The organism is Actinomadura xylanilytica (assembly GCF_030283145.1).
Classification (GTDB): domain Bacteria; phylum Actinomycetota; class Actinomycetes; order Streptosporangiales; family Streptosporangiaceae; genus Spirillospora; species Spirillospora xylanilytica.
Window position 1 is genome coordinate 685,108 of record NZ_JASNWE010000001.1, and the last position, 23,549, is coordinate 708,656.

25 protein-coding genes are annotated in these 23,549 nt (G+C 73.7%); 6 read left to right on the forward strand and 19 right to left on the reverse strand.

All coding sequences use genetic code 11. The features are described from left to right. Positions 1 to 11 precede the first annotated feature (11 nt). Positions 12 to 1,169: a MacS family sensor histidine kinase gene (macS, locus tag QP090_RS03210; protein ID WP_285936923.1), complete on the reverse strand. Its 1,158-nt coding sequence runs from the start codon at positions 1,167 to 1,169 to the stop codon at positions 12 to 14. A gap of 14 nt (positions 1,170 to 1,183) precedes the next feature. Continuing rightward, positions 1,184 to 1,900, reverse strand: coding sequence for a lysophospholipid acyltransferase family protein (locus QP090_RS03215; protein WP_285936924.1), 717 nt, complete (start codon positions 1,898 to 1,900; stop codon positions 1,184 to 1,186). Between the two features lie 446 nt (positions 1,901 to 2,346). Between QP090_RS03215 and QP090_RS03220 the strand changes: the two genes are divergently transcribed. Further along, positions 2,347 to 3,198: a hypothetical protein gene (locus QP090_RS03220; protein WP_285936925.1), complete on the forward strand. Its 852-nt coding sequence runs from the start codon at positions 2,347 to 2,349 to the stop codon at positions 3,196 to 3,198. Positions 3,199 to 3,232: 34 nt separating this feature from the next. Here QP090_RS03220 and QP090_RS03225 read toward each other — a convergent pair whose 3' ends face one another. From QP090_RS03225 to QP090_RS03250, 6 genes are all read right to left on the reverse strand, one after another. Beyond that, the gene (locus QP090_RS03225; protein WP_285936926.1) at positions 3,233 to 3,955 is read right to left on the reverse strand and encodes an endonuclease/exonuclease/phosphatase family protein; all 723 of its coding nucleotides are present in this window, start codon (positions 3,953 to 3,955) and stop codon (positions 3,233 to 3,235) included. A 4-nt stretch (positions 3,956 to 3,959) separates the two neighbouring features. Continuing rightward, a complete protein-coding gene (locus QP090_RS03230) occupies positions 3,960 to 4,904 on the reverse strand; it encodes an ROK family glucokinase (protein WP_285936927.1) in 945 nt (314 codons plus the stop codon). A gap of 47 nt (positions 4,905 to 4,951) precedes the next feature. Beyond that, a complete protein-coding gene (locus tag QP090_RS03235) occupies positions 4,952 to 5,203 on the reverse strand; it encodes a hypothetical protein (RefSeq protein WP_285936928.1) in 252 nt (83 codons plus the stop codon). 63 nt (positions 5,204 to 5,266) lie between these two features. Next, the gene (locus QP090_RS03240) at positions 5,267 to 5,710 is read right to left on the reverse strand and encodes an SRPBCC family protein (protein WP_285936929.1); all 444 of its coding nucleotides are present in this window, start codon (positions 5,708 to 5,710) and stop codon (positions 5,267 to 5,269) included. A gap of 31 nt (positions 5,711 to 5,741) precedes the next feature. Beyond that, positions 5,742 to 6,509 (reverse strand): metallophosphoesterase family protein, encoded by a 768-nt coding sequence (locus QP090_RS03245; protein WP_285936930.1) that lies wholly within the window; start codon positions 6,507 to 6,509, stop codon positions 5,742 to 5,744. 9 nt (positions 6,510 to 6,518) lie between these two features. Next, on the reverse strand, positions 6,519 to 7,223 hold the full coding sequence (locus QP090_RS03250) for a copper homeostasis protein CutC (protein WP_285936931.1): 705 nt from the start codon (positions 7,221 to 7,223) through the stop codon (positions 6,519 to 6,521). 224 nt (positions 7,224 to 7,447) lie between these two features. Here QP090_RS03250 and QP090_RS03255 point away from each other — a divergent pair, with 224 nt between their 5' ends. After that, positions 7,448 to 9,241 (forward strand): AMP-dependent synthetase/ligase, encoded by a 1,794-nt coding sequence (locus QP090_RS03255; protein ID WP_285936932.1) that lies wholly within the window; start codon positions 7,448 to 7,450, stop codon positions 9,239 to 9,241. 80 nt (positions 9,242 to 9,321) lie between these two features. Here the strand turns inward: QP090_RS03255 and QP090_RS03260 are convergent, their stop codons facing one another. Then, positions 9,322 to 9,975, reverse strand: coding sequence for an NAD(P)H-binding protein (locus tag QP090_RS03260; RefSeq protein WP_285936933.1), 654 nt, complete (start codon positions 9,973 to 9,975; stop codon positions 9,322 to 9,324). A gap of 55 nt (positions 9,976 to 10,030) precedes the next feature. Next, positions 10,031 to 10,633 carry a TetR/AcrR family transcriptional regulator gene (locus tag QP090_RS03265; protein ID WP_285936934.1) on the reverse strand — a complete coding sequence of 201 codons (603 nt, stop codon included), beginning with the start codon at positions 10,631 to 10,633 and terminating at the stop codon, positions 10,031 to 10,033. A 75-nt stretch (positions 10,634 to 10,708) separates the two neighbouring features. Between QP090_RS03265 and QP090_RS03270 the strand changes: the two genes are divergently transcribed. Further along, on the forward strand, positions 10,709 to 11,932 hold the full coding sequence (locus QP090_RS03270; protein ID WP_285936935.1) for an MFS transporter: 1,224 nt from the start codon (positions 10,709 to 10,711) through the stop codon (positions 11,930 to 11,932). 70 nt (positions 11,933 to 12,002) lie between these two features. On the opposite strand, the gene QP090_RS03275 is transcribed toward QP090_RS03270, so the two are convergent. Both QP090_RS03275 and QP090_RS03280 read right to left on the reverse strand, forming a co-directional pair. After that, the gene (locus QP090_RS03275; RefSeq protein WP_285936936.1) at positions 12,003 to 12,812 is read right to left on the reverse strand and encodes a hypothetical protein; all 810 of its coding nucleotides are present in this window, start codon (positions 12,810 to 12,812) and stop codon (positions 12,003 to 12,005) included. A gap of 149 nt (positions 12,813 to 12,961) precedes the next feature. Further along, the gene (locus QP090_RS03280) at positions 12,962 to 13,690 is read right to left on the reverse strand and encodes an SDR family NAD(P)-dependent oxidoreductase (protein WP_285936937.1); all 729 of its coding nucleotides are present in this window, start codon (positions 13,688 to 13,690) and stop codon (positions 12,962 to 12,964) included. 88 nt (positions 13,691 to 13,778) lie between these two features. Here QP090_RS03280 and QP090_RS03285 point away from each other — a divergent pair, with 88 nt between their 5' ends. Beyond that, positions 13,779 to 14,429, forward strand: coding sequence for a TetR/AcrR family transcriptional regulator (locus tag QP090_RS03285; RefSeq protein ID WP_285936938.1), 651 nt, complete (start codon positions 13,779 to 13,781; stop codon positions 14,427 to 14,429). A 31-nt stretch (positions 14,430 to 14,460) separates the two neighbouring features. Here QP090_RS03285 and QP090_RS03290 read toward each other — a convergent pair whose 3' ends face one another. From QP090_RS03290 to ctaE, 5 genes are all read right to left on the reverse strand, one after another. After that, positions 14,461 to 15,588, reverse strand: coding sequence for a glycosyltransferase family 4 protein (locus QP090_RS03290; protein ID WP_285936939.1), 1,128 nt, complete (start codon positions 15,586 to 15,588; stop codon positions 14,461 to 14,463). Between the two features lie 115 nt (positions 15,589 to 15,703). After that, entirely contained in the window at positions 15,704 to 17,338 is a 1,635-nt protein-coding gene (gene qcrB / locus QP090_RS03295) for a cytochrome bc1 complex cytochrome b subunit (protein ID WP_285936940.1), read from the reverse strand. Then, complete coding sequence (gene qcrA, locus QP090_RS03300; RefSeq protein WP_285936941.1) at positions 17,335 to 18,447, reverse strand: cytochrome bc1 complex Rieske iron-sulfur subunit; 1,113 nt, start codon at positions 18,445 to 18,447, stop codon at positions 17,335 to 17,337. The genes qcrB and qcrA overlap by 4 nt, the downstream gene beginning before the upstream one ends. Then, positions 18,444 to 19,355, reverse strand: a complete 912-nt coding sequence (gene qcrC, locus QP090_RS03305; protein WP_285936942.1) for a cytochrome bc1 complex diheme cytochrome c subunit — start codon at positions 19,353 to 19,355, stop codon at positions 18,444 to 18,446. Before qcrC ends, qcrA begins: the two co-directional genes overlap by 4 nt. A gap of 93 nt (positions 19,356 to 19,448) precedes the next feature. Next, a complete protein-coding gene (gene ctaE, locus QP090_RS03310) occupies positions 19,449 to 20,114 on the reverse strand; it encodes an aa3-type cytochrome oxidase subunit III (RefSeq protein WP_329520073.1) in 666 nt (221 codons plus the stop codon). Between the two features lie 274 nt (positions 20,115 to 20,388). Here ctaE and QP090_RS03315 point away from each other — a divergent pair, with 274 nt between their 5' ends. Together QP090_RS03315 and trpD are read left to right on the forward strand one after the other, a co-directional pair. Beyond that, positions 20,389 to 20,814: a hypothetical protein gene (locus QP090_RS03315; protein ID WP_285936944.1), complete on the forward strand. Its 426-nt coding sequence runs from the start codon at positions 20,389 to 20,391 to the stop codon at positions 20,812 to 20,814. Positions 20,815 to 20,910: 96 nt separating this feature from the next. Further along, complete coding sequence (trpD, locus tag QP090_RS03320) at positions 20,911 to 21,960, forward strand: anthranilate phosphoribosyltransferase (protein WP_285936945.1); 1,050 nt, start codon at positions 20,911 to 20,913, stop codon at positions 21,958 to 21,960. A gap of 470 nt (positions 21,961 to 22,430) precedes the next feature. On the opposite strand, the gene QP090_RS03325 is transcribed toward trpD, so the two are convergent. Continuing rightward, on the reverse strand, positions 22,431 to 22,718 hold the full coding sequence (locus QP090_RS03325) for an Lrp/AsnC family transcriptional regulator (protein WP_285938557.1): 288 nt from the start codon (positions 22,716 to 22,718) through the stop codon (positions 22,431 to 22,433). Positions 22,719 to 22,772: 54 nt separating this feature from the next. Then, positions 22,773 to 23,522: a rhomboid family intramembrane serine protease gene (locus QP090_RS03330; protein WP_285936946.1), complete on the reverse strand. Its 750-nt coding sequence runs from the start codon at positions 23,520 to 23,522 to the stop codon at positions 22,773 to 22,775. Between the last annotated feature and the right edge of the window lie 27 nt (positions 23,523 to 23,549).

Here is a 23,549-nt window from a genome sequence, read left to right on the forward strand (position 1 = left end):
CGCCGCCCACCCTACGGCCGATCGGCGCGGGCGCCGGGCACGGTCATCTCGATCTCGGTGCCCTCGCCGGGCGCGGACACGATCGAGACCGTCCCGCCCAGGTCGCGGATCCGGCCCCGGATCGACTGGACGACGCCGAGCCGCCCGTCGGCCGCGGCCTCCTCGAGGCGGCCCGGCGGCATCCCGGGGCCGTCGTCGCGGACGCTCACCGTCACCTCGCCCGCGCCGTCCTCCAGCAGCACCCACGCGCGGGCGGCGTCGCCGGCGTGCCGGTGGACGTTGTCGAGCGCCGCCGCCACCGCGGCCTCGATCTCCCGCGCCGCCGCCTCGGGCAGCGCGACGGCGCTGGCGGGCGTCGACACCGTGACGGACGTGGACGCGTACCGGGTGAGCAGCGGGCACAGGTCGGCCGGGCGCCCGCCCCCGGGACCGGACGGCGGCGCGAGCACGGCCGAGGGTGCGCCGCCGATCAGCGCGCGCAGCGCCGCCTCCTGCTCCCCCGCCAGGCGGCCCAGCTCGGCCGCCTCGCCGCCTAGCTCGCCGCCGCGCCGCTGGACCATCGCCAGCACCTGGAGCACCGAGTCGTGGATGCGGCGGGCCAGCCGCTCGCGCTCGCGGGTGGCCGACTCCAGCTCGACCGCGCGGGCCAGCCGCGCCTCGGCCTGGAGCGCGAGCTTGACCACGTGCCCGACCACCAGCCCGGCCAGGAACAGCAGCACCACGCCGTTGATCGTGGTGGGCGTCGCCCCGTGCGAACCGGCCAGGACGTGCACCAGCAGGTTCGCCGCGGCCAGCACGCCCGCGGCGGCGATCCCGTAGCGCTTGCCGCCGGACACCGCCCAGGACAGGATCGCGGCGGCCACCCAGGAGACCGGCAGCGTCGGGTTGCCGTCGGACAGGTTGCCGGACGTCTCCACCCATGCGGTCGCGATGAGGCAGCCGGCCGTCACCGCCATGTCGGCGGCCAACAACGGCCATCCCCGGCGGCGCGGAACGGCGAAGGCGAACATGGCGTACGCCGTCCAGGCCGTCATCACGGCGAGCACGGCCCAGCCGCCCATCGGGTGCCGGTAGCCGCCGGAGTTCTTGACGATCAGGATGGCGGCGTAGCCGAGCGCGGCCCACCGGTAGACGGCGACGGCGCGCCACAGCGCCGCCTCCAGCCCCATCCCGGCCCCCGCGCTCAGTCGTCCTCGTCGCCGGGCCGCGGCGGCCGGCCGGCCATCTCGGCCTTGACCTCGGCGGCGTACCGGTCGACGTACTCCTGCCCGGACAGCTCCCGGATGGCCTGCATGATCTCGTCGGTGATCTTGCGCAGCACCTCCGGGTCGTCCTCCCGGCCGTAGTGCCGGGAGAAGTCCAGGGGCGCGCCGAACCGGACTCCGGGACGGATGCCGAACCGCGGCAGCGACCGGCCGGGCGGCATCAGCTCGAAGGTGTTGATCATCGCCATCGGCACCACCGGCACCCGCGACTGGAGCGCCAGCCGCGCCACCCCGGTCTTGCCCCGGTAGAGCCGCTCGTCGGGGGCGCGGGTGCCCTCGGGGTAGATGCCGAGCAGCTTGCCCTCGTCCAGGATCCGCAGCCCGGTCCGCAACGCCGCCTCCGCCGCCGACCCGCCGGTCCGGTCGACCGGGACGACGCCGACGCCGGTGAAGAAGGCCTTGCTGATCAGGCCCTTGATCCCCTTGCCGGTGAAGTACTCGCCCTTGCCGATGAAGAAGATCGGGCGCATCAGCGGCAGCGGCCCGAAGAAGTGGTCGGCGAACGACAGGTGGTTGCTGACCAGCAGCGCCGGGCCCTTCTTGGGGACGTTGCCCATGCCCGAGTTCCGCGGCCGCCATCCGAGGTACATGACGGGCGAGAGGACGATCCTGAGCAGGATCCAGAACCAGAGCATGCGACACCTTCCTCCGGCCGCGTGTGCAGCGGCGAGCACGTTCGAGATCCCCGACAGACGGGAGATGATGGGACATCTTTCCATCCCATGCCGTGCCTGCCTACGGCCTGCCCACAGCCTGCCACGCACCGGCGCGGACGGGCACGTCCGGCGCGGGCGCACGGGCACGTCCGGCGCGGGCGCGCGCGGGAGCCCGCGAAGGGGCGGGCGGGCCCGGGGCCGCGGAAGGGCCGGGATGAACGTAGGCTCTGAGCGGGAAATCACAATCGGGTGCGCCCTGGGGCTTGTCCCGGGCGGCGCAGCGAATACCGTGGGACACACGTTTCGGGGTGTCCGGAGCGTCGCGCGCATCGCGGGCGGCGCCGCCGGTCACACGTCAATGGGGGAGCGGAGGCCGTCATGCCGGTGCTGTCGGTCACGCCGCAGTCGTCGAAGGAGCCGGCTCCGTGAATCGCCGTGGCAATGGACTGTCAGCGGAGACCTACGCCCCGCTGGTCGACCTGGCGCCGCATCTGGCCGACGCCATGCTGGCCGCGCTGCGCGACGCCGGGGTCGCCGCGTACGCCACCGCCCCCAACGGGCTGGTCGACCTGACCGGTGAGGCCGCCACCGGCGACGTGCTCGACCGGCTCTACGTCGACGTCGACATGAAGCCGGCCGCCGAGTCCATCCTGCGGGCCCACCTGGCCCGGTTGCGCGACGCCGGGGGACGCGGGTCCGAGGGCGAGCGGCCCGACGGCGACCTGGCCGAGCCCGCGCCGCGCGACGACCAGCTCGATCAGCTCGACCCGTTCGACGCGCGCGACGCCGACGGCACGCCGCCCGGCGCCGGCGACTCCCCCACCGGCACCGCCGAGCGCGACGAGGACGCCATCTGGGCCGAGATCGTCGCGGGCTACGACAGCGTCCCCGAGGGCGACCGCGTCCCCTGGCCCGACCAGGAGAACATCCACGAGCCGCCCAAGCCGCCCGAGGAGGGCGACGACCGCACCGGCCGGATCCCGCGGGCCCGGGTGATCAAGCCGGCCGAGCCCGCCGAGCTCCCGCCGGACGAGGACGAGGGCCACTACGTCCCGCCGCCGCCCCCGCCGCTGCCGGCCGCCGACCCGCTCACCAAGGGCGCGTGGATCGCGCTGGTCGGCGGCCCGGTCTACCTGCTGATCACCGTCATCCTCGACTGGGACGTGCCCGGCTGGGCCGCGTTCCTGGCGGTCGCGGCGTTCATCGGCGGGTTCGTGACGCTGGTGCTGCGGATGGGCGACGAGCCCCGCGATCCCGACGACGGCGCCGTAGTCTGACCCCGTTCGACCCCGTCCGGCCCGTCCGGCCCCGTCAGGGCAGGCGCAGGTCGGCCACGACGGGGCGGTGGTCGGTCGCCGCCAGGTAGTCGGCGCGCAGCGCGGCGTCGTCCGGGACGCCGCAGCCCACCACCCCGATCGCGGGATCGGGGAACACGCCGTCGATGCGCCTGCGCGGATCGCGGGCCGAGAACGTCTCCTCAAGCCCCACCGGCGCGACAGCGCGGGCGTCCTGGAACCGGCCGGTGAGCAGCGTCCACGACGCGCCGCCCGGCTCCTCGTTCACGTCGCCGGCGAGCACCACGGGCGCGTCGTGGCGGCGGCCCGCCCGGTCGAGCAGCGCGATCACCTGGCCGGTGTGCTCGCGGCGCGGTCCGTCGGCGAGGTCGAGATGGGTGCTGGCCGCGATCAGCCGGCCGGGCGGCCCGCCGTCCGGCGCCGGGATCTCTAGCACGGCGACCGCCAGCGCCCGCCGGTGCAGGCCGGGGACGCGGCTGAGGAGGTGGAACTCGCGGGCGAGGCCACGGACCCGCGGCGCCGCCAGGACGGCGAGCCCCGCCGCCCGGCGGCCCGCCACGACCCGCAGCCCGCAGTCCCGCGCCAGCGCGCGCCGCCTGCCGCGCCAGCCCCGGAACCGCGGCACCTCCTGGAGGCACACCACGTCCGGCGCGAGCGCGCGGACGACCCGGGCCACCGCGGCCGGGTCGTCGCGCAGCGACCGGATGTTGTAGCCGAGCACCCGGACCGGCGGCCCCATCGGGTCAGATCCTGGCCAGGTCGGCCGCGCCGACGATGCCGGCGTCGGAGCCGAGCTCGGCGATCCGGATCTGCGGGGTCGGCCGGTGCCCGCGCCCGGTGAGCGCCGCCCCGAACGCCTGCCGGATCGGGTCGAGCAGCAGGTCGCCCGCGTCCGAGAGCCCGCCGCCGATGATGAACGCCCCCGGGTCGAGGATCGCGGACAGGTCGGCCAGCCCCTGGCCCGCCCACTGCGCCACCGACCGGAAGCACTCCAGCGCCGCCGGGTCGCCCTCGCGGGCCGCCTGGGTGACCTCCGGGCCGCTGATCCCCTCGGGCCGCCCCCCGCCGAGCTCCAGCAGCCGCCCGGCCATCGCGGGCGCCACCCTGGCCAGGTCGCGGGCCTCGTGCACGAGCGCGTTGCCGCTGGCGTACTGCTCCCAGCAGCCGCGGTTGCCGCAGCCGCAGCGGCGGCCGTCCGGGACGACCCGGAAGTGGCCGAACTCAGCGCCGATGCCGAACCGGCCCCGGTACAGCTCGCCGTTGATGATGATGCCGCCGCCGATGCCGGTGCCGAGGGCGATCAGGACGATGAAGTCCTCGCCCCGCCCGGCGCCGAACCGCGCCTCGCCCCAGGCGGTCGCGTTGCCGTCGTTCTCGACCACCACCGGCAGCCCGACCCGCTCCTCGACCTTCTTCTTGATCGGCTCGTCGCGCCAGGCCAGGTTGGGCGCGAACAGCACGGTGGAGCGCGTCTCGTCGACGAAGCCGGCCGAGCCGAGGCCGACCGCGACCACGTCCGCGTACTTGCCCTTGAGCAGGTCGACGACCTCGGCGATGACCTCGGCGGTCTCCGCGGGATTGGTGGAGGGCGTGGGTCGCCGCACCTTCTCCAGGATCGTGCCCCGGTCGTCGATGACTCCCGCGGCCACCTTCGTGCCGCCCACGTCGACGCCGATGGTCAGGGCCATGTACGGTTCCTCCTCCTCGCGGCGCCCCACCGGACCCCGCCGTTGCCCTACCCGATGCCGACGGGATCCTCACCGGTGGCCGAGGCCCAGGCCCCGCCCGCGCCCGGATCCGGATCGGCGTCCAGGCCGGTGTCCGCGACCGGGCCGGTGTCCGCGACCGGGGCCGTCGCCCGGGCCCACACGTCGCCGCCCCGGCCGCCGGGAGCGCTCCAGGCGCCGGCCGCGCCGCCGACGCGGCGGCACAGGGCGTCCAGGAGCTTGACGGCCTCGCCGAGGACGTCGCCGGGCTGCTCGGTCATGAGAACAATTCCATCCGTTGTCGGCGTGAAACGGTACCGCCCGCCGGGCGCGCCGCGCTTCACTCAGCCCTCGACGTGTCGTTTCAGGCCCTTGAGCGCCGAGTCGGTGATCCGCTTCTCGCCCTTGCGCCGGACCATGCCGATCATCGGGACCCGGACGTCCACGGCCAGCTCGTAGGTCACCTCGGTCACGTCCGCCGCGCCGCCGGCCGCGGCCAGGGTGTACGAGCCGTGCAGGCCGGTGACCACCGTGCCCTTCTCGACCAGCTCCCAGTGGACCGCGTCGTCGCCGTCCCAGGTGTAGGCCAATCCGACGGTGTCGCTGAACGGGCCGCCGTCGAACGTCAGCCGGCCCCGGGCGGCCCGGCCGTCCGGGCCGGTCTCCTGCACGGTGAACTCGCGGATGCCGCCGGCCCAGTCGGGATAGGCCGCCAGATCGGCGATCACCGCCATGATCTCGGGTTTCGCCGCCTCGATGGTGATGGTGGAACTGGTGCGGTCGGCCATCGTCGCGCTCCTGTCGTCGGGAAGGGATCTCTCACACCGTCAGCGTGAAGGGCACCCCGCTGGCCCGGAAGTGCCCGACGTTGACGCACTCGGTACGGCCGATGCGGATCCGCCGGGCGAGGGGCTGGTGCACGTGGCCGAACAGCACGTACCTCGGCTGGGTGCGGCGGACGGCCTCCAGCACCGCCTCGCTGCCCCGCTCGAACCTGCGCGCCACGGTGTCGTACAGCAGTTCGGGGACGGCGGGCGGGATGTGGCAGCACAGCACGTCGACCTCGCCGACGGCGGCGACCTTGGCCGCGTAGGTCTCCTCGTCCAGCTCGTAGGGGGTGCGGTACTCGGTGCGCAGCCCGCCGCCGACGAACCCGAAGCGCAGCCCGCCCAGCTCGGCGACCTGCCCGTCCAGCACATGGTGGCCCTCGCGCAGGTGCGCGCCCCACATGCGCGGGATGTCGACGTTGCCGTAGGTGAGGTAGGCCGGGGTCGGCATCGCCGCGAACAGCTCGGCGTACTGCCGGTCGACGGCCCGCTCGATGTGCGGCCAGGAGCCGCCCTCCAGCGAGTCCCACAGGGAGCGGGAGAACTCGCGGGCCTCCTCGAAGCGCTTGGCCGTGCGCAGCGCGATGAACCGGTCGGCGTTCTTCTGGCCGAACAGGTCGGCGAAGATCCCGCGGGCGTGGTCGGAGTAGTCGATGAACAGGATCAGGTCGCCCAGGCAGATGAGAACATCCGCCCCGTCGCCCGCGCGCTTGAGGTCCTCCGCGCGGCCGTGGACGTCACTCACCACATGGATCCGCATGAACCGACTCTAATGGGACGCGCCCGCGGCGGCGGCGACGAGGGCGCGCCACTCGCCGACGAGCGCGGCGTCGACCGGCACCTCCCAGGCCCCGTCCGGACGGACCGCGGTGCCGACGTGGAAGGCGGTGACGCCCGCGGCGGCGAGCACCGCGACGTGCTTGCGGCGCAACCCGCCGCCCGCCATGATCAGGGCCGCCGCGTCCGGGCTCTCGGCGGCCCGCCTGACCAGCACCTCCAGCCCCGCCCCGACGCCCCTGGCCGACCCGGCGGTGAGGACGGTGCCGGGCGCGCCGGGCAGGTCGCGGACGGCCTGCCAGGCGGCGGCCGGGTCGGACGCGTGGTCCAGGGCCCGGTGGAACGTCCATGGCAGCGGGGCGGCGGACGCGGCGAGCCCGGCGGTCGCGGCGGCGTCGATCCGCCCCGACGGGCTTAGGAAACCGAGCACGAATCCGTCGGCGCCGGCCGCGGCGAGGTCGGCGGCGGCGCGGCGCAGCCGGTCCAGCTCGGCGGCGGTGGTGCCGAACCCGGCGTTGGCGCGCAGCATCACCCGCATCGGCAGGGAGGTGACCTCCCTCATGCCGGCGACCACCTCGGGGTCGGGGGTCAGCCCGTCGGCGGCCATGTCGGCGGCGACCTCGATCCGGTCGGCGCCGCCCTCCTCGGCGGCCCGCGCGTCGGCGGGCGTCAGTGCGATCACTTCCAGCAGTGCCAAGGGGGTTCTCCCGGGTCAGGTCGGAGCCGCCGGAGTCCTGCCCGAGCCCGGCCCGTCAAGGGTAGGCGCACGGCTCCCCGCGCCCGGCGGGGACGCGGAGACTTGCCCCGTCCTTGACCGGCGGCGCGCACCGGCCGGACTTTGCTACTCACGGGTATCATCGGGTCGCGGGGAGCCTGTAGCGTCGTCCCCGCCATCCGCACAGATCAATCGAGGAGTGGGCCGTGCGCGAGTTCAGCGTCCCCCCGATGGTGGAGGTCTCCGACGCCACCAACCTGACCGACGCACCGTTCGCCCGAGCCGCCGAACGGCCCGGCACGATCGTGCTGCGCCGCCGGAACGAGGCCGGCACGGCCTGGCGGGCCGTGACCGCCCGCGACTTCGCCGCGGAGGTGACGCGGGTCGCCAAGGGCCTGGTCGCCGCCGGGATCGAGCCGGGCGACCGGGTCGCGCTGATGTCGCGGACCCGCTACGAGTGGACGGTCCTGGACTACGCGATCTGGGCCGCGGGCGCCGTCGCCGTCCCGATCTACGAGACCTCCTCCGCCGAGCAGATCCAGTGGATCGTCGGCGACTCGGGCGCCCGCGCGGTGTTCGCCGAGACCGCCGCGCACCGGGCCGCGATCGAGGGGGTCCGGGACGCGCTCCCGGACCTCGCGCACCTCTGGGGCATCGACGACGGCGGCGCCGACGCCGTGGCCGCCCTCGGCGCCGGGCTCGGCGACGAGGTGGTCGAGGAGCGGCGCCGGTCCCGCACCGCCGGCGACGTCGCCACGCTCGTCTACACCTCGGGCACCACCGGCCGCCCCAAGGGCTGCGAGCTGACCCACGGGAACCTGGTGTCGACCGCCCGCAACGCGATCCAGGGCGCGATCTCCGAGGTCGCGGTCGACGGCAGCTCGACGCTGCTCTTCCTGCCGCTCGCGCACGTGTTCGCCCGGCTGATCGAGGTCGCCTGCGTCGAGGGCGGCATCGTGCTCGGCCACAGCGACATCGCGGGCCTGCTGCCCGACCTGGCCACCTTCCGGCCGACCTTCCTGCTGGCCGTGCCGCGCGTCTTCGAGAAGGTCTACAACGGGGCCGAGCAGAAGGCCGCCGCCGACGGCAAGGGCAAGATCTTCCGCGCCGCCGCCGACACCGCGATCGCCTACAGCCAGGCCCTGGACTCCGGCGGCCCCGGGCTCGCCCTCAAGGCCCGGCACCGCGTCTTCGACGTGCTGGTGTACCGGAAGCTGCGCGCCGCCGTCGGCGGGCGGGTGCAGTACGCGGTGTCGGGCGGCGCCGCCCTCGGCGAGCGGCTCGGCCACTTCTTCCGCGGCGTGGGCATCACGATCCTGGAGGGGTACGGGCTGACCGAGACCACCGCCCCGGCCAGCGTCAACCGGCCCACCGCGATCCGGATCGGCACCGTCGGGCGGCCGATCCCGGGCGTCACCGTCCGGATCGCGGACGACGGCGAGGTCCTGATCAAGGGCGTCAACATCCTGCGCGGGTACTGGAACAACCCGTCCGCCACCGAGGAGTCCCTGGCCGACGGCTGGTTCCACACCGGCGACCTCGGCTCGCTGGACGCCGACGGGTACCTGGCCATCACCGGACGGAAGAAGGAGATCCTGGTCACCGCGGCGGGCAAGAACGTGGCGCCCGCCCCGCTGGAGGACCGGCTGCGGGCCAGCCCGCTGATCAGCCAGTGCCTGGTCGTCGGCGACGGCCGCAAGTTCATCAGCGCGCTGATCACGCTGGACGAGGAGGCGCTCGGCCCCTGGAAGCGGCAGCACGGCAGGCCGGACGCGATGACCGTCGACGAGCTGCGCCGCGACCCCGCCCTGATCGCCGAGATCGACGCGGCCGTGGCCGGCGCCAACGCGTCGGTCTCGCACGCCGAGGCGATCAAGAAGTACGAGATCCTCGGCGTGGACTTCACCGAGGAGGCCGGGCACATGACGCCGAGCCTCAAGGTGCGCCGGCACGTCGTCATGAAGGACTTCGCCGACGAGATCGACGCGATCTACTCCTGACCCGGCGGGACGCTGAAGGACGCGGCGGGACGCGGCGGGACGCCGTCCGGAGGGGCGGCCCGCCGCGGCCCGTGCGGGTCCTAGAGGACGGCGACGGCGTCGGCGATCGGGGTGCCGCCGTTGATCAGGTCCAGGGTCCGGTGCCGCGCGCCGGGCGCGTCCAGCAGCGCGACGATCACCGCGGCGACGTCGTCCCGGGTCACCTCGCCCCGCCCGATCGGCGGCTCGGCCAGCCTGACCCGGCCGGTCCCCGGATCGTCGGTGAGGCGGCCCGGCCGCAGAATCAGCCAGTCGAGGTCCCGGGCGCGCAGGTCCTCCTCCGCCGCCCCCTTGGCCCGGACGTAGGCGGCCCAGACCTCGTCGGTGCCGGCCCGCGGCGGCTCCCCCGCACCCATCGCCGACACCTGGAGCAGCCGCCGGACCCCGGCGCGCTCGGCCGCGTCCGCCACCAGCACCGACGCCGCCCGGTCGACCGAGTCCTTGCGGCCCGCGCCACTCCCGGGGCCGGCCCCGGCCGCGAAGACGACCGCCTCCGCGCCGGTCACCTCGGCCGCCACCTCGTCCAGGCCCGCCTGCTCCAGGTCGCACACGACCGGGCCGGCGCCCGCCGCCCGCACGTCGCCGGCATGGTCCGGATTCCGGATCAGGCTCAGCACGGTGTCCCCCCGCGCGGCCAGCAGCCGGGCCAGGCGCAGCGCGATCTGCCCGTGCCCTCCCGCGATCACAACGTTCATGGGGTGATCCTACGAACCCGGCGGCCCGTCTGGGGGACGCGGGGCCGGAGAGCGGTCAGGAGGGTCCGGCCGTCTTTCCGCACTCCAGGAAGGCGCGTGCGAACGCCGTGGCGTGTTCGCGCATCCGCGCGGTCGATTCCGGGCCGTCCATCTGGGCGCCCATCAGCTCGGCGAGCTGGGGCAGGGCCATCGGCATCAGGACCAGCCCCATCAGGCTCAGCATCGTCCTCCCGGCCTCGGCCGAGGGCTCCTGGCCGAGGTGGGCGGCGAGGGAGGCGACCTTGTCGTGGCAGCGGTCGACGCGCCACTGCTGGTCGGGCAGGTGGCCGGACCGGTCGTGCAGCGCCTCCCACATGAGCAGCCGGAGGAGGTCGGGGTGCTCCTGATAGTGGTCGAAGAGCCCCGCCACGTACTGGACCGGGTCGTCGCCGAGCAGCGCGTTCACCTCGGTGAGCTCGTCCATCGCGTCCTTCATGACCGCGTCGAAGAGCTTCTCCTTGTTGCCGAAGTATCCGTAGATCCGCTCCTTGTTGACGCCGGCCAGCCGGGCGATCCGGTCGACCCGGGCGCCGGCGATGCCGTGCTCGGCGAACTCCTCGCGGGCGGCGGCGAGCAGGGCCTCTTTGGTCGAGGCGGTGGTGGATGCGCTGGTGGCCATGGTCCCGAGCATAGCGGGATCGCCGTCCAACCGGTTGGTTGACATCCAACCGGTTGGTTGGCTACGGTTCCGGCCATGCGCTCCTCCCCCGTCCTCCCGGCCACCACCACCGCTCCGGCACCGCCCCCGGCTCCGACCGCGACGACCGCGTTCGCGCCGTTCGCCCGGACGGTCGCCGTGCTCTCCGGCACCGCCCTGCTCGCCACCGCGCAGCTCTACGGGATGATCGCCCTGCTCGGCTCCGCCGCCGCGGGCTGGCACGCCCGACCCACCTCGCTCACCTGGCTGGTGAGCGCGTTCGGGTTCGGCTACGCGGCGGGCTTCCTGCTCTTCGGCCCGCTCTCCGACCGGTTCGGCCGCCGCCGCGTGATGGTCGCCGGGGTCGCCGCGACCGCCGTGACCACCGCGCTGGTCGCCGCCTCCCCCGGCCCGGACGCGGCGCTGATCCTGCGCGCGCTCCAGGGCCTGACCATCGGGGCGTTCCCGCCCGTCGCGATGGCCTACGTCGCCGAACGCGTCGAGCCGCGCCGCCGCCTGGTCACCGTGACCGCGATGACCACCGGGTTCCTGTCGGCCGCCGTCCTCGGCCAGCTCGCCGCGCAGGGCCTGGCCGCGACGCTCGGCTGGCGCGCGTTCTTCCTGGTCGGCGCGGTCGCGTTCGGCGCCGCCGCGCTGCTGCTGCGCTGGGCGCTGCTCCCGGACGGCCCGTCCACCGGCGCCTCCCCGGCCGCCGCCTACCGGGCCATGCTCCCGCTGCTCTGGACGCCCGGACTGCGGCTCCTCTACCTGGCGGTGCCCACCGTGCTCGGCTCGTTCGTCGCGATCTACACCGGCCTCCAGCTCACCGGCACGACCGGGCTGCTCGGGCTGCGGGCGAGCGCGCTCCCGGTGATCGTCGCGATCCCGTTCCTGACCCCGGTCCTCGCCCGCGTCCCCGGCCCGGCCCGGGTCGGCCTGGCGCTCGCCCTGTCGGCCGCCGGCGTCGCGCTGATCGGCCTGCTGCACCCGGGGACCCTGCTGCTCGGCGCGCTGCTCATCGCCGTGACGGCCGGCACCGCCGTCGCCGCACCGGGCCTGATCGACACCATCGGCTCCCGGGCCGGCGCGGCCCGCGGCCCCGCGATCTCGCTGTTCACCGCGCTGCTGTTCGTCGGCGCCAGCCTCGGCCCGCAGCTCGCCGGCGCGCTCACCGGCTCGGGCCTGGCCGCCCTGGCGCTCGTCCTCGCGGGGCTGCTCGCCGTCGCCGCCCTGCTGGTGCTCGCGTCCGCCGCCGGCACCGGACGCGGCACCCGCCGCTGACTCCGGCCGCACCGGGCCCCTGGTCCGCCTCTCCTCCGTCCGCCGGACGGAGGAGAGGCGGATCAGGCCGTCAGCCCGTCCAGGGAAGGCGGAGGGCCTCCAGCCCGGAGTCCTCCAGCAGGGCCTCGACGAGCGGGACCGGTCCGACGACCTTGGTGCCCCACAGGTCCCAGTCGCAGTAGACGACCCACGAGCGGTCCTCGGCCCACAGGTTGGACGGGCAGCTCGACATCTCCGGATGGTCGTAGAGGCCCGCCGCGTCGCCGAGGCGGCCGGCCAGCACCGTCTCGTCGTCCCAGTCGGCGGTGACCAGCGGGCAGTAGTACGCCAGGCACGCGGTCTCGGCGCCGGCCGGGCTGTGCCGCGCCAGCACGTCCACCAGCCGGCGCCAGCTCTCCCGGTCGAGGCAGCCCTCGGCCGGCGGCCGGATCGCCGCCGACCAGCTCCCCGTCGGGTGCGCCTGCCGCAGGCAGCGGTTGCCGGGCAGCTCGCCGTCGGGCACCGGCTCCTCGCCGAACCCGCGCGCCAGTTCGGCCCAGCGCAGCCGCCGCCAGCCCGCGCCGGGGTCGCCGCTGCGGCCGAGCCCGGTCCCGGTGACGACGGCGCCCTCCAGCAGATCGCCGAGGTCGGCGTCGCCCATCACGTCCGGCTCGGTGAGCCCGGCCGCCCGCACCGACTGGTGGACGTCGTCGTGCGTGGTGGTGACCAGGCCCTCCTTCCACGCGTACATGGAGTGCAGCACCCACACCCCGTCCGGGCGGCGCGGCGGCTCGAACCCCGAGTAGCAGTGGTCGGGATCCAGGTCGTTCAGCCAGCCGACGGCCGCACCCGGCACAGGGGTCCACGCGTCCTCGACACCCGCGTTCTCCAAATCGGCCATGTCCGCATCCTGCCACCCTTCGAAGCCGGTGCCACACGCAGCATCACCTGTGCGCGCCGACGGCGGGGCGGTCCGGCCGGGCTTCCGGGCCGGGCCCGGTGGAGATCATTCCCACCTGACCGCTTCACCCTTTTTCGCCCGGCGCCATCTCACCCGCCGAAGTTCCCGGCGACCTCCTCCACCCGGTCCCGCTTCACGTACATGTCCCAGTACACGTCGGCCAGGACGGCGGGATCGACGAGATCGAGGCCCTCGGGGCGCGGCCCGTCGTAGGAGTCGCTCTCGAGCAGCCGGTGCACGTCGCTGCCCTTGATGCCCGCGCCGATGGTCAGCGTCCCGGCGTGGACGCCGGTGCCCTCCAGCCCGGCCGAGAGCGTCAGGACGTAGTGGCGCATCGCCGCCATGGCCGTCCCGATGTCGCCCATGAAGGGGATCGGGTACTTCGCGGACGCCCCCTGCGTGAACAGCAGCGCCCCGTCCCCGCGCTCGATCATCCCGGGCAGGACGCGCCTGACCAGCCCCACCGGGGCGAGCAGGAACAGTTCGAGCGGCGTCCGCAGCTCCTCCGGGCCGATCTCGGTGACCGGGCCGGGCGCGAACCCGAGGTTGAGACCGCCCGGACCGTACTCCAGCACGTCGATCCGCCCGAACCGGGCCTCGATGGCGTCCACCGCGGCGGCGGTCGCCGCCGCGTCGGTGAGGTCGGCGGCGAACGCCGCGGCCTGCACTCCCTCGGCCGCCAGCGTCGCGGCCAGCCCGTCCAGCCGCGCGCGGTCACGGGCGACGAGCGCCACCCCGAAGCCCTCCCGCCCGAAGCGGCGGGCGATCGACAGGCCGAGCGCGGAGCCGGCCCCGAACACGGCGATGGTCTTGGACATGCGCACTCCCTTAAGTTGAAGGTGGCCTCAAGTTCTTTCACCGTAACAGAAAAACTTGAGGGTGCCCTCAACTAAGTAGACTCGGCGCATGAGCAGCTGCGGCCCCCCGAGAGCACAGCGCCGCGACGCGCGGCGCAACCGCGAGCGGCTGACGGCCGCCGCCCGCGAGGTCTTCGCCGCGCGCGGCCTGGACGCCCCGCTGGAGGAGATCGCCCGCCGGGCCGGGGTCAGCGTCGGCACGCTCTACAACCACTTCGCCACCCGCGAGACGCTGATCGACGAGATCGTCCCGGAGCTGATCGACGCCCAGCTCGCCCTCGGCGAGGAGGCGCTGGCCCGTCCCGACCCCTGGGAGGGCTTCGTCTGGTACGTGACCCGGCTGTGCGCCTCGCAGGCGGCCGACCGGGGCCTCACCGACGCGCTCTCGATGCGGTTCTCCGACACCGAGCGGCTCGCCGCCGCCTGCGCACAGGGGACCGACCAGGTCGCCCGGATCGTCGCGCGCGCCCGCGACGGCGGCGGCCTGCGCCCCGACTTCACCGCGGCGGACCTGGTCTCCATCATCTGGAGCACCGGCCGCCTGGTCGAGGCCACCGGCGCGATCGCGCCGGGCGCATGGCGCCGCAGCCTCGCCTTCGTCCTCGACGGCCTGCGCGCCGAGGCCGCCCACCCGATCGCCGAGCCGGCCCTCACCTCCGAGCAGCTCGACACCGCCATGCGCGGCCTGGCCGCCCGCTAGCGGACGCGCGGGCTCACCTCCATCATCGCCGTCAGCCGTCGAGCAGCGTGCCCAGCCGGGCGGCCTGGAGCTCCCAGCGCCACTCCCGCTCGATCCACGCCCGTCCGCGCCCGCCCATCGCGCGGGCCCGCCCGGGATCGCTCAGCAGGCCGGTCAGGGCCGCGGCGACGGCCGCGACCGAACGGCCCGGCACGACCACACCGGTCTCGCCGTCCAGCACCGCGTCGGGCGCGCCGCCCGAGTCGCCCGCCACCACCGGCAGCCCGGTCGCCGACGCCTCGAGGTAGACGATGCCGAGCCCCTCGACGTCCAGGCCGCGCCGCCGGGTCCGGCACGGCATCGCGAAGACGTCGCCCGCGTCGTAGTGCGCGGGCAGCTCCTCCCAGGGCACGGCGCCGGTCAGGACGACCGAGCCGGACACCCCCCGCGCCGCCGCCAGCCGCTCCAGCTCGGCCCGGTACGGCCCGCCGCCGACCAGCAGCAGCGCGGCGTCCGGCACCGCGCGCAGCACGTGCGGCCAGGCGTGGATCAGCGCGTCCTGCCCCTTGCGCGGGACGAGCCGCGACACGCACACCACGACGGGACGCCCGTCCAGCCCGTGCCGCTTTCTGATCTCCGGCCCCCCGGCGCCGCGGAAGAACGCGTTCTCGTCCACGCCCGGGGCCAGCCGGGCCAGCCGCGCCGCCGCGCCCGGCGACAGGACCCGCGCCATCCGGGACCGGGTGTACTCCCCCAGGTAGGTCAGCACGTCCACGCCGTCGCCGATGCGGCGCAGCAGGCCGCGCGCCGCCGGGAGCGACGCCCACGCCGCCTCGTGCCCGTGGGTGATCCCGACCAGCCGCTCCGCCCCGCGCCGGCGCAGTGCCGGGGCCAGCAGGCCGAGCGGCGCCGCCGCGCCGAACAGCACCGAGTCGCAGCCCTCCGCCCGGAGCACCTCGCCCGCCCGGCGCAGCACCGACGGCTCGGGCAGCATCAGCGACCCCGGATGCCGCACGACCGGGAACGGCTGCGCGGCGTCGAACGCCGCCGCGCCCCGCCACGCCGGCGCGTACACCACCACCGAGCCCGGCGGGCGGCGCGCCGCCAGCCCGTGCACGAACGCCTGGATCCCGCCGGGGCGCGGCGGGAAGTCGTTGGTCACCACGAGCGTCCTGGTCATGTCCACGCAGCATACGGACGGCCCCGGCGCCGGACGCGGCGGGGCCCGCCACCGATCCTCCGGTGACGGGCCCCGCCGTGTGGCGATCCGCTGTGGCGCGCGCCGCGCGCCGTGCTCAGTGGTTGAGCTGCTTCGGCTCCCGGCCGTTCTCGACCTCGCCGTGCTCCTCGTCGTGGCCGTGCTCCTCGATCGGGATGTCGTCGAAGGTCCAGGCCCGGTTGAGCCGGGACCGGACGTGCCCGAGCGGTCCCTTGCTGCCCGGCGCGGGCACGCCGTTGGCGTCCACCGCGGGCGGCTCGGGCCGGCTGTTCTCCTTGCTGAGGATGACGGTCCGCTCCTGCTCGCGGGCGGGCTCGTGCCGCTCGCTGTACTCGCCGTCCGGCGACATCACGATCACGCCGCTCTCCACGCCGTGCCCGATGATGCCGGCGTCCTTGCGCTGGAGCCCCAGGCAGATCCGCTTGGTGATGATGTAGGCGAGCACCGGGCCGACGAACACCGCGACGCGGAAGAACCACGTCGTGGCGAACAGCGACACGTGGAACCGCTCGGCCAGCACGTCGTTGGCGCCGGCCACCCACAGGATCCCGTAGAACGCCACGGCGGCCATGCCGACGCTGGTGCGGACCGGGGCGTTGCGCGGACGGTCGTTGACGTGGTGCAGCCGCTTGTCGCCGGTCACCCACTGCTCGATGAACGGCCACACCGCGGCACCGGTGAAGATGATGCCGAGCGGGCCGAGCGCCGGGATCAGCACGTTCAGGCTGAGCGTGTGGCCCCAGGCCGAGATCTCCCAGTTGGGCATGATCCGGAGGGAGCCCTCCAGGACGCCCATGTAGAAGTCGGGCTGGGACGCCGACGAGATCGCGCCCGGGTCGTAGGGCCCGAACAGCCAGATCGGGTTGATCTGCGCGAACGTGCCGAGCAGCGCCAGCACGCCGAAGGTGAACAGGAAGTAGGCGCCCGTCTTGGCCATGAAGACCGGGTAGAAGGGGTAGCCCTGGACCTGCGTCTCGGTCTGCTTCTTCACCGGCATCGCGGTGTGCTTCTGGTGCCACATGATCATCATGTGCGCGGTGATCATGCCCAGCAGCACGCCCGGGATCAGCAGGATGTGCAGCGTGAACAGGCGCGGCACGATGTCCTGGCCGGGGAACTCCCCGCCGAACAGGAACATGTAGATGTAGGAGCCCACCAGCGGGATCGACTCGGCCACACCCTGGGTGATCCGCAGCCCGGTGCCGGACAGCAGGTCGTCGGGCAGCGAGTACCCGAACAGCCCCTCCAGCATGCCCATGGTGAACATGCCGACGCCGATGAGCCAGTTCAGCTCACGCGGCTTGCGGTAGGCGCCGGTGAAGAACACCCGCAGCATGTGCGCCATGATCGAGGCCATGAACAGGATCGCGGCCCAGTGGTGGATCTGCCGCATCAGCAGGCCGCCGCGCACATCGAAGCTGATGTTCAGCGTGGAGGCGTAGGCCTCCGACATCTTGACGCCGTTCAGCTTGGTGTACGACCCGTCGTACACCACCTCGATCATGCTGGGCTTGAACCAGAGCGTCAGGAACGTCCCGGTCAGCAGCAGGATGATGAAGGAGTACAGGGCGATCTCGCCCAGCATGAACGACCAGTGGTCCGGAAAGACCTTCTTCATGTTCCGCTTGAAGAAGGTGGTGGAGCCCAGCCGGTCGTCCAGGAACGTCAGTGGTCCCTCGACCGCCTTCGGGGCGGTTGCCGCCTCGCTCATCCCCGCTCCCAGAAGCTCGGGCCGATCGGCTCGTGGTAGTCACTCGTCGCGACGAGGTAACCGTCCTCCACGGCCAGTGGCAACTGCGGCAGCGGACGGGCCGCCGGCCCGAACACGACCTTGGCCGCGTCGGTGGCGTCGAACGTCGACTGGTGGCACGGGCACAGGATGTGGTGCGTGGTCTGCTCGTACAGGGCCGCCGGGCAGCCCACGTGCGTGCAGATCTTGGAGTACGCCACGATCCCGCCGACGTGCCAGTTCTCCCGCCCCTTGGCGGGCTTGAACTGGTCCGCCGGAACGTTGATCAGGATGGTCACCGCCTTGGCGACCTGGGTGAGCACCTTCTCCTCGGGCAGATCGTGCTCGATGCCCTCGGGCAGCACAGTGATCATCCCACCCGGCGAGGAGAAGTCGCTGACCCTCAGCGGCCTGTCGGTGCCGTCCACCACCAGGCGGACGCCCTTCTTGCCCTGAGACTGGGCCTTCTTGACCGCATCGCCCCAGAACGTGTGGCGCAGCCGCGTCCCCGGCTTCGGGCCGAGGTCGCGCAGCAGCACCAGCGGGGCCAGGCCGAGCGGCGCGGCGGCCAGCAGCAGCGTGCGGCGCAGCAGCGGGCGCTTGGTGATCCCGCTGTCGGCGGCGCCCTCCATGAAGTCCGCGGCGAAGGACGCCCGGGTCTCCTCGGTGGCCCGCGGGGCGTGCCGCTCCTGGATGATCGGCTTGCTGGTCATCAGCCGCCGCACCCAGATGGTGACGCCGACCGCCATGGCCAGGAACGCCAGCGTCATCATGCCGCCGAGCCACAGGTTGGACTCGCGGGTCCGGTGGATGCCGTGCATCCCGCCGTCCCGGCCGCTCCAGCCGATGTAGTAGGCGATGAACGCCACGCTGGCGGCGAAGGCGATGAGGAAGAACACCGCGACGACCCGTTCGGCCCGCTTGGCCGACGCCTCGTCCAGCTCCTCGGCCGCGGCGCCCTCGGCCGGCGCGGCCCCGCCCGGCAGCAGCGACTTCTCCGCCGCCGGCGAGGGCGTGCCGATCACGCGTTCCGGCGTGCCGCCGTCCTCGCGGGGCTCGTGCGAGCCCGTGTCCTTGTTGTCGTCGCTCATGACTTCTTCAGCTTCTTCGGCTTCTTCGCAGTGATCCAGGTCGCCGCCAGCACCAGCAGGCCGATGCCGATCAGCCATCCGACCAGGCCCTCCGACACCGGGCCGATGCGGCCCAGGCCGTTGCCGCCCGGGTTGGGCTCCTCACGCGTCTGGACCACGTAGGCGATGATCGCCTGCTTGTCCTGCTGGGTGAGGGTGGTGTCGTTGAACACCGGCATCGCCTGCGGGCCGGTCAGCATGGCCTCGTAGATCTGGGTGGGCGTGACGTCGCTCTTGTCGAGCGGCGGGGCGTACTTGCCGCCGGTCAGCGCGCCGCCCGAGCCGACGAAGCTGTGGCACTGCGCGCAGTTGGTGCGGAACAGCTTGCCGCCGACGGCCACGTCGCCCTTGGACGGGTCGGTGGCCGCCGCGGACGGCACCTCCGGCCCGCCGCCCAGCGAGGTGACGAAGGCGCGCAGGTCGGCCAGGTTCTTCTCCGCCTGGGCCTTCTGCTTCTCGGCCGCCTCCCGCTTCTCCGGCTCGGCGTAGTCGGTCTTGAGCTCGGTGTCGAAGGCCGGGATCGGCTTCTTGCGCGGCATCTGCGCGCCCGGGTTCATCGCGGGCATGCGGCCCGTGCTGACCTGGAAGTCGACCGATGCGGCGCCCACCCCGAGCAGACTCGGTGCGATCGGCTTGCCCTTGGCGTCCTTGGTGCCCTCGGCGTTCAGCCCGTGGCAGCTCGCGCAGTTCTTGTTGAACAGCTCCTGGCCGTTCTTCAGATCCTGCGCGGCCTGGGCCGTGTTCTCCGCTTCGGCGCGGTCAGTCTGCGGCGAGAAGCCGGCGTAGATGACGCCGATCGCCGCCAGGGCCGCCAGCACGACGGCGTAGCCCGCCCAGGGGCGCCGTCGCCATGCGGTGATCCTTTTCACGGAAATCCCCGTTCGGGTCATGTCGTCAGGTAAGCGGGTGAGAAATCCTCTGGAGGCGAGCCTCCAGCCTCCGGGCCGGGCCCGGCGGGCGGATCACAGGTCGAGCAGGTAGATGGTCGCGAACAGGCCGATCCAGACCACGTCCACGAAATGCCAGTAGTACGACACGACGATCGCGCTCGTCGCCTGCTCATGGGTCCAGCGTTTCGCGGCGTAGGTGCGGCCCAGCACGAACAGGAAGGCGATCAGCCCGCCGATGACGTGCAGGCCGTGGAAGCCGGTGGTCAGGTAGAAGACCGAGCCGTACGCGGCCGAGGAGAGCGTGAGGCCCTCCTCCTGGACCAGCGAGAAGTACTCGTAGCCCTGGCCGAGGACGAAGTAGAGGCCCATGAGGAACGACAGCACGTACCACTCGCGCAGTCCCCACCGCCGGAAGTCGAGCAGCCCGCCGTCCCGGCCGACCTTGCCGGCCTCGGCCTTGAACACGCCCAGCTGGCAGGTCACCGAGGACAGGACCAGGACGGTGGTGTTCACGGCGGAGAGCGGGACGTTGAGGGCGGCGCCCGGCCAGGAGTCGTGCCCGTGCTGGCCGATCGTCACCGAGCGGATCGTGAAGTACATCGCGAACAGGGCCGCGAAGAACATCAGCTCGGACGACAGCCAGACGATCGTCCCCACACTGACGAGATTGGGACGGTTCGCCCGAACGTGAGGTGGAGGTGTTGTCTCTATCGCGGATGCTGTTGCCACGGGCAGCATTATTACGTCACTGGTTCACTCACCGACGCATGACCCCCCTTCTGGAGTTCCCGAGCGTGTCCCGGGAACGCCTCTGGAGGCACTCCAGGTAACACTGGATCGCCTGCGGACCAGGGGTTCTAGCACGTTCGGCGGGCAATTTCCGGATCGGCCCGCCGCGCGACACCCCCGGGGCACGGTTCGGACACGGTCCGGACACGCCCGCGCGAGCCGCTCGCACCCGGTCCTTACCGCGTCTCGTGCGCGGGGTCCCGACCGGGTAGCCTTCTCTGCCATGAGCAGCACCACCCCGGACAGCCCGATGAAGGTTCTCGTCTACAGCGACGACGCGAACACTCGCGCCCAGATCCGGCTCGCGATCGGGCGCCGGCCCGCCGCCGACCTCCCCCCGGTCGAGTACGTCGAGGTCGCCACCCAGGCCGCGGTGGTGGAGCGGCTCGACGCGGGCGGCATCGAGGTCGCCGTCGTCGACGGCGAGGCCCAGCCCGCCGGCGGGCTCGGCGTCTGCCGCCAGGCCAAGGACGAGGTCTTCGACTGCCCGCCGATGCTGGCGATCATCGCCCGCCGCGACGACGGCTGGCTGGCCACCTGGTCCCGCGCCGACGCCGTGGTGAGCCTGCCGCTCGACCCGATGGCCGTGGCCACCGCGGTCGCCGGGCTGATGCGCTGGCGCACGGAGAACCGCCTTCCGGCCCTCTAGACCTGCTCGCCGGGGGCGCGGGGTGGGCCCCCGTCCGAGGGCCCCGGCCGAACCGGCCCCGCCGTCCCCGAGGACCCACCTCACCCTGGGGGACACATGGATGCCCGAACGACCTGGCCCGCCCTGCTCAACGCCCTGCTCGGCGGCGAGTCGCTGTCCAGCACCGACACCGCCTGGGCGATGAACCGGATCATGACGGGCGAGGCCACCGACGTGCAGATCGCGGGCTTCGCCGTGGCCATGCGCGCCAAGGGCGAGACCGTCGCCGAGATGGCCGGGCTCGCCGGCGGGATGATGGACAACGCCACCCCGATCGAGGTCACCGGCCGGATCGCCGACCTGGTCGGCACCGGCGGCGACCAGGCGCACACCGTCAACATCTCCACGATGGCCGCGGTGGTCGGCGCCGCCGCCGGCGTCAAGGTGGTCAAGCACGGCAACCGCGCCGCGTCGTCCTCGTGCGGCGCCGCCGACCTGCTGGAGGGCCTCGGCGTCGCGATCGACCTGCCGCCCGAGCGCACCGCGCGGGTCGCCGAGGAGACCGGCATCACCTTCTGCTTCGCGCCGCTGTTCCACCCGGCGCTGCGGTACGCGGCCACGACGCGCAGCGAGCTCGGCACCCCCACGGTGTTCAACTTCCTCGGCCCGCTGACTAACCCGGCCCGGCCCGCCGCCCAGGCGGTGGGGGTGTTCCACCCGAGGATGGCCGGGATCATCGCGGGCGTGTTCGCCGAGCGGGGCTGCTCGTCCCTGGTGTTCCGCGGCGACGACGGCCTGGACGAGCTGACCACCACCGGCACGTCCACCGTGTGGGTGGTCCGCGACGGCACCTCGACCGAGACCGCGTTCGACCCGTCCGACCTGGGCATCCCGCCGGCCAAGCCGGAGGACCTGCGCGGCGCCGACGCCGCCTTCAACGGCCGGGTGGCACGCGAGGTCTTCGCCGGGCGGCCCGGCCCCGTGCGCGACATGGTGCTGCTGAACGCCGCCGCGCTCATCACCGCCTACGACGGCACGCCGCCCGCCGGCGAGCTGACCGCCGCGCTGGGCGCCGCGTACGCGCGGGCGGCCGAGGCGGTCGACTCCGGCGCCGCGGAGGCGCTGCTCGCCCGCTGGATCGAGGTGTCGCAGGCGCTCAGGCCGTGAGGGAGTCGAGCCGCTCGGTGACGCGCCGCAGCACCGAGCGCTCGTCCCGCCCGTCCCGGCGCCGCTCCACCGGCCCAGCCTGCGACATTTCGGACGAATGCGTCATTGGACCTGGTACCGGACGTCCGGCCGGGCGATGCTCGGATCGTGGACGATCTCTATGAATCCGCCTGGCTGTGCGGAGGGCCGGGCCGGGTGGCGCTGGTCGCGCTGGTCGCACTGAGCCGGGACGGCCGGATCACGATCTCTTCGGAACGGCACCGCGTGGACGCCGTCCGGCGACCCCGTGGAGCGGGCGGCCCTCAGGGCGATCCCGCACACCGGTCTCCTGCTGGGCCCCGCCCTGCAGAGACCGGCGGTCAGTACATGGCCTCGGACACCGACGACTCCTCCGGCGGCCTCTGAGCCCTCCCGGCCCAGCGGGGCGACGGCCGGTGGCCTCGGGCCTCGGGCCTCGGGCTCGGAACGGCTCAGCCGGCGTCGGGGAGGCCGAGCGAGAACGCGACCTCCAGATCGTGCTGGGAGTAGGTGCGGAAGGCGATGTGGGTCTCGGTGTCGACGATGCCGGGGATCTTGTTGATGCGGCCCGGGATCACGTCGTTGAGCTCCTCGTGCCGGCGGACCCGGATCATCGCCATCAGGTCGTGCGCGCCGGTGATGGAGTAGACCTCGCTGACCCCGTCGAGGGCGGCGATCGTCTCGGCCACCTCATGGATGCTCGCGACATCCGCCTTGACGAACACGATCGCGGTGACCACAGCGTCCTCCCGAAGATAGATCACCTCAGACTCTACCCAGGGCCGCCCGCGCCCTCAGCCGCGGCTGAGGGCCACGGCCCCGCGCACCGGACCCGCCCGCCGCGCCAGCAGCGCGAACAGCATGCCGGCGGCGAAGCCGTAGATGTGGGCGGTGTAGGCGACGTTGCTCTCGTCGTCGCCCAGGGAGAGCCACTGGAGGACGAACCAGTAGCCCAGCACCACCCAGACCGGCAGCCGGACCACGATCACCGGCGGGACGAAGCTGACGATCCGGCCGCGGGGGTTGAGCACCAGGCAGGCGCCCATCACGCCGGCGATCGCCCCGGACGCGCCGAGCAGCGGCACCTCCGAGCCGGGCGAGGTGTAGGCGAACCCGTACACCGCGACCAGCCCGAACAGCAGGTAGCTGAGCAGGAAGCGCCAGCGTCCGAGCCGGTCCTCGACCCCCATGCCGACCACGAACAGCGCCACCAGGTTGCCCAGCAGGTGCAGGGCGCCCGAGTGCAGGAACATCGAGGTGAACGCCGACGTCCAGGGTGCCTTGTGGAAGGCCGCGGGGCCGCACTCGCCGGCGATCTCGGCGGGCAGCGGCTGCTGCTCGGCGCTGGTGAGCTCCTTCGGCACCGCGCCGTACTGGTAGGTGAAGTGGGCCGTCCTGCACTCGCGGGCCCCGCTGCCGCCGTACCAGGTCGCGAAGCTGGACATCGGGGTGAGCAGGAAGACCACGACGTTGGCCGCCACCAGCAGGTAGGTGATCCATGGCACCCGCCGCGTGGGCTGGCTGTCATAGAGGGGCAGGGCCATGAAGGAGGGGTCCTCACCGATTCGCCG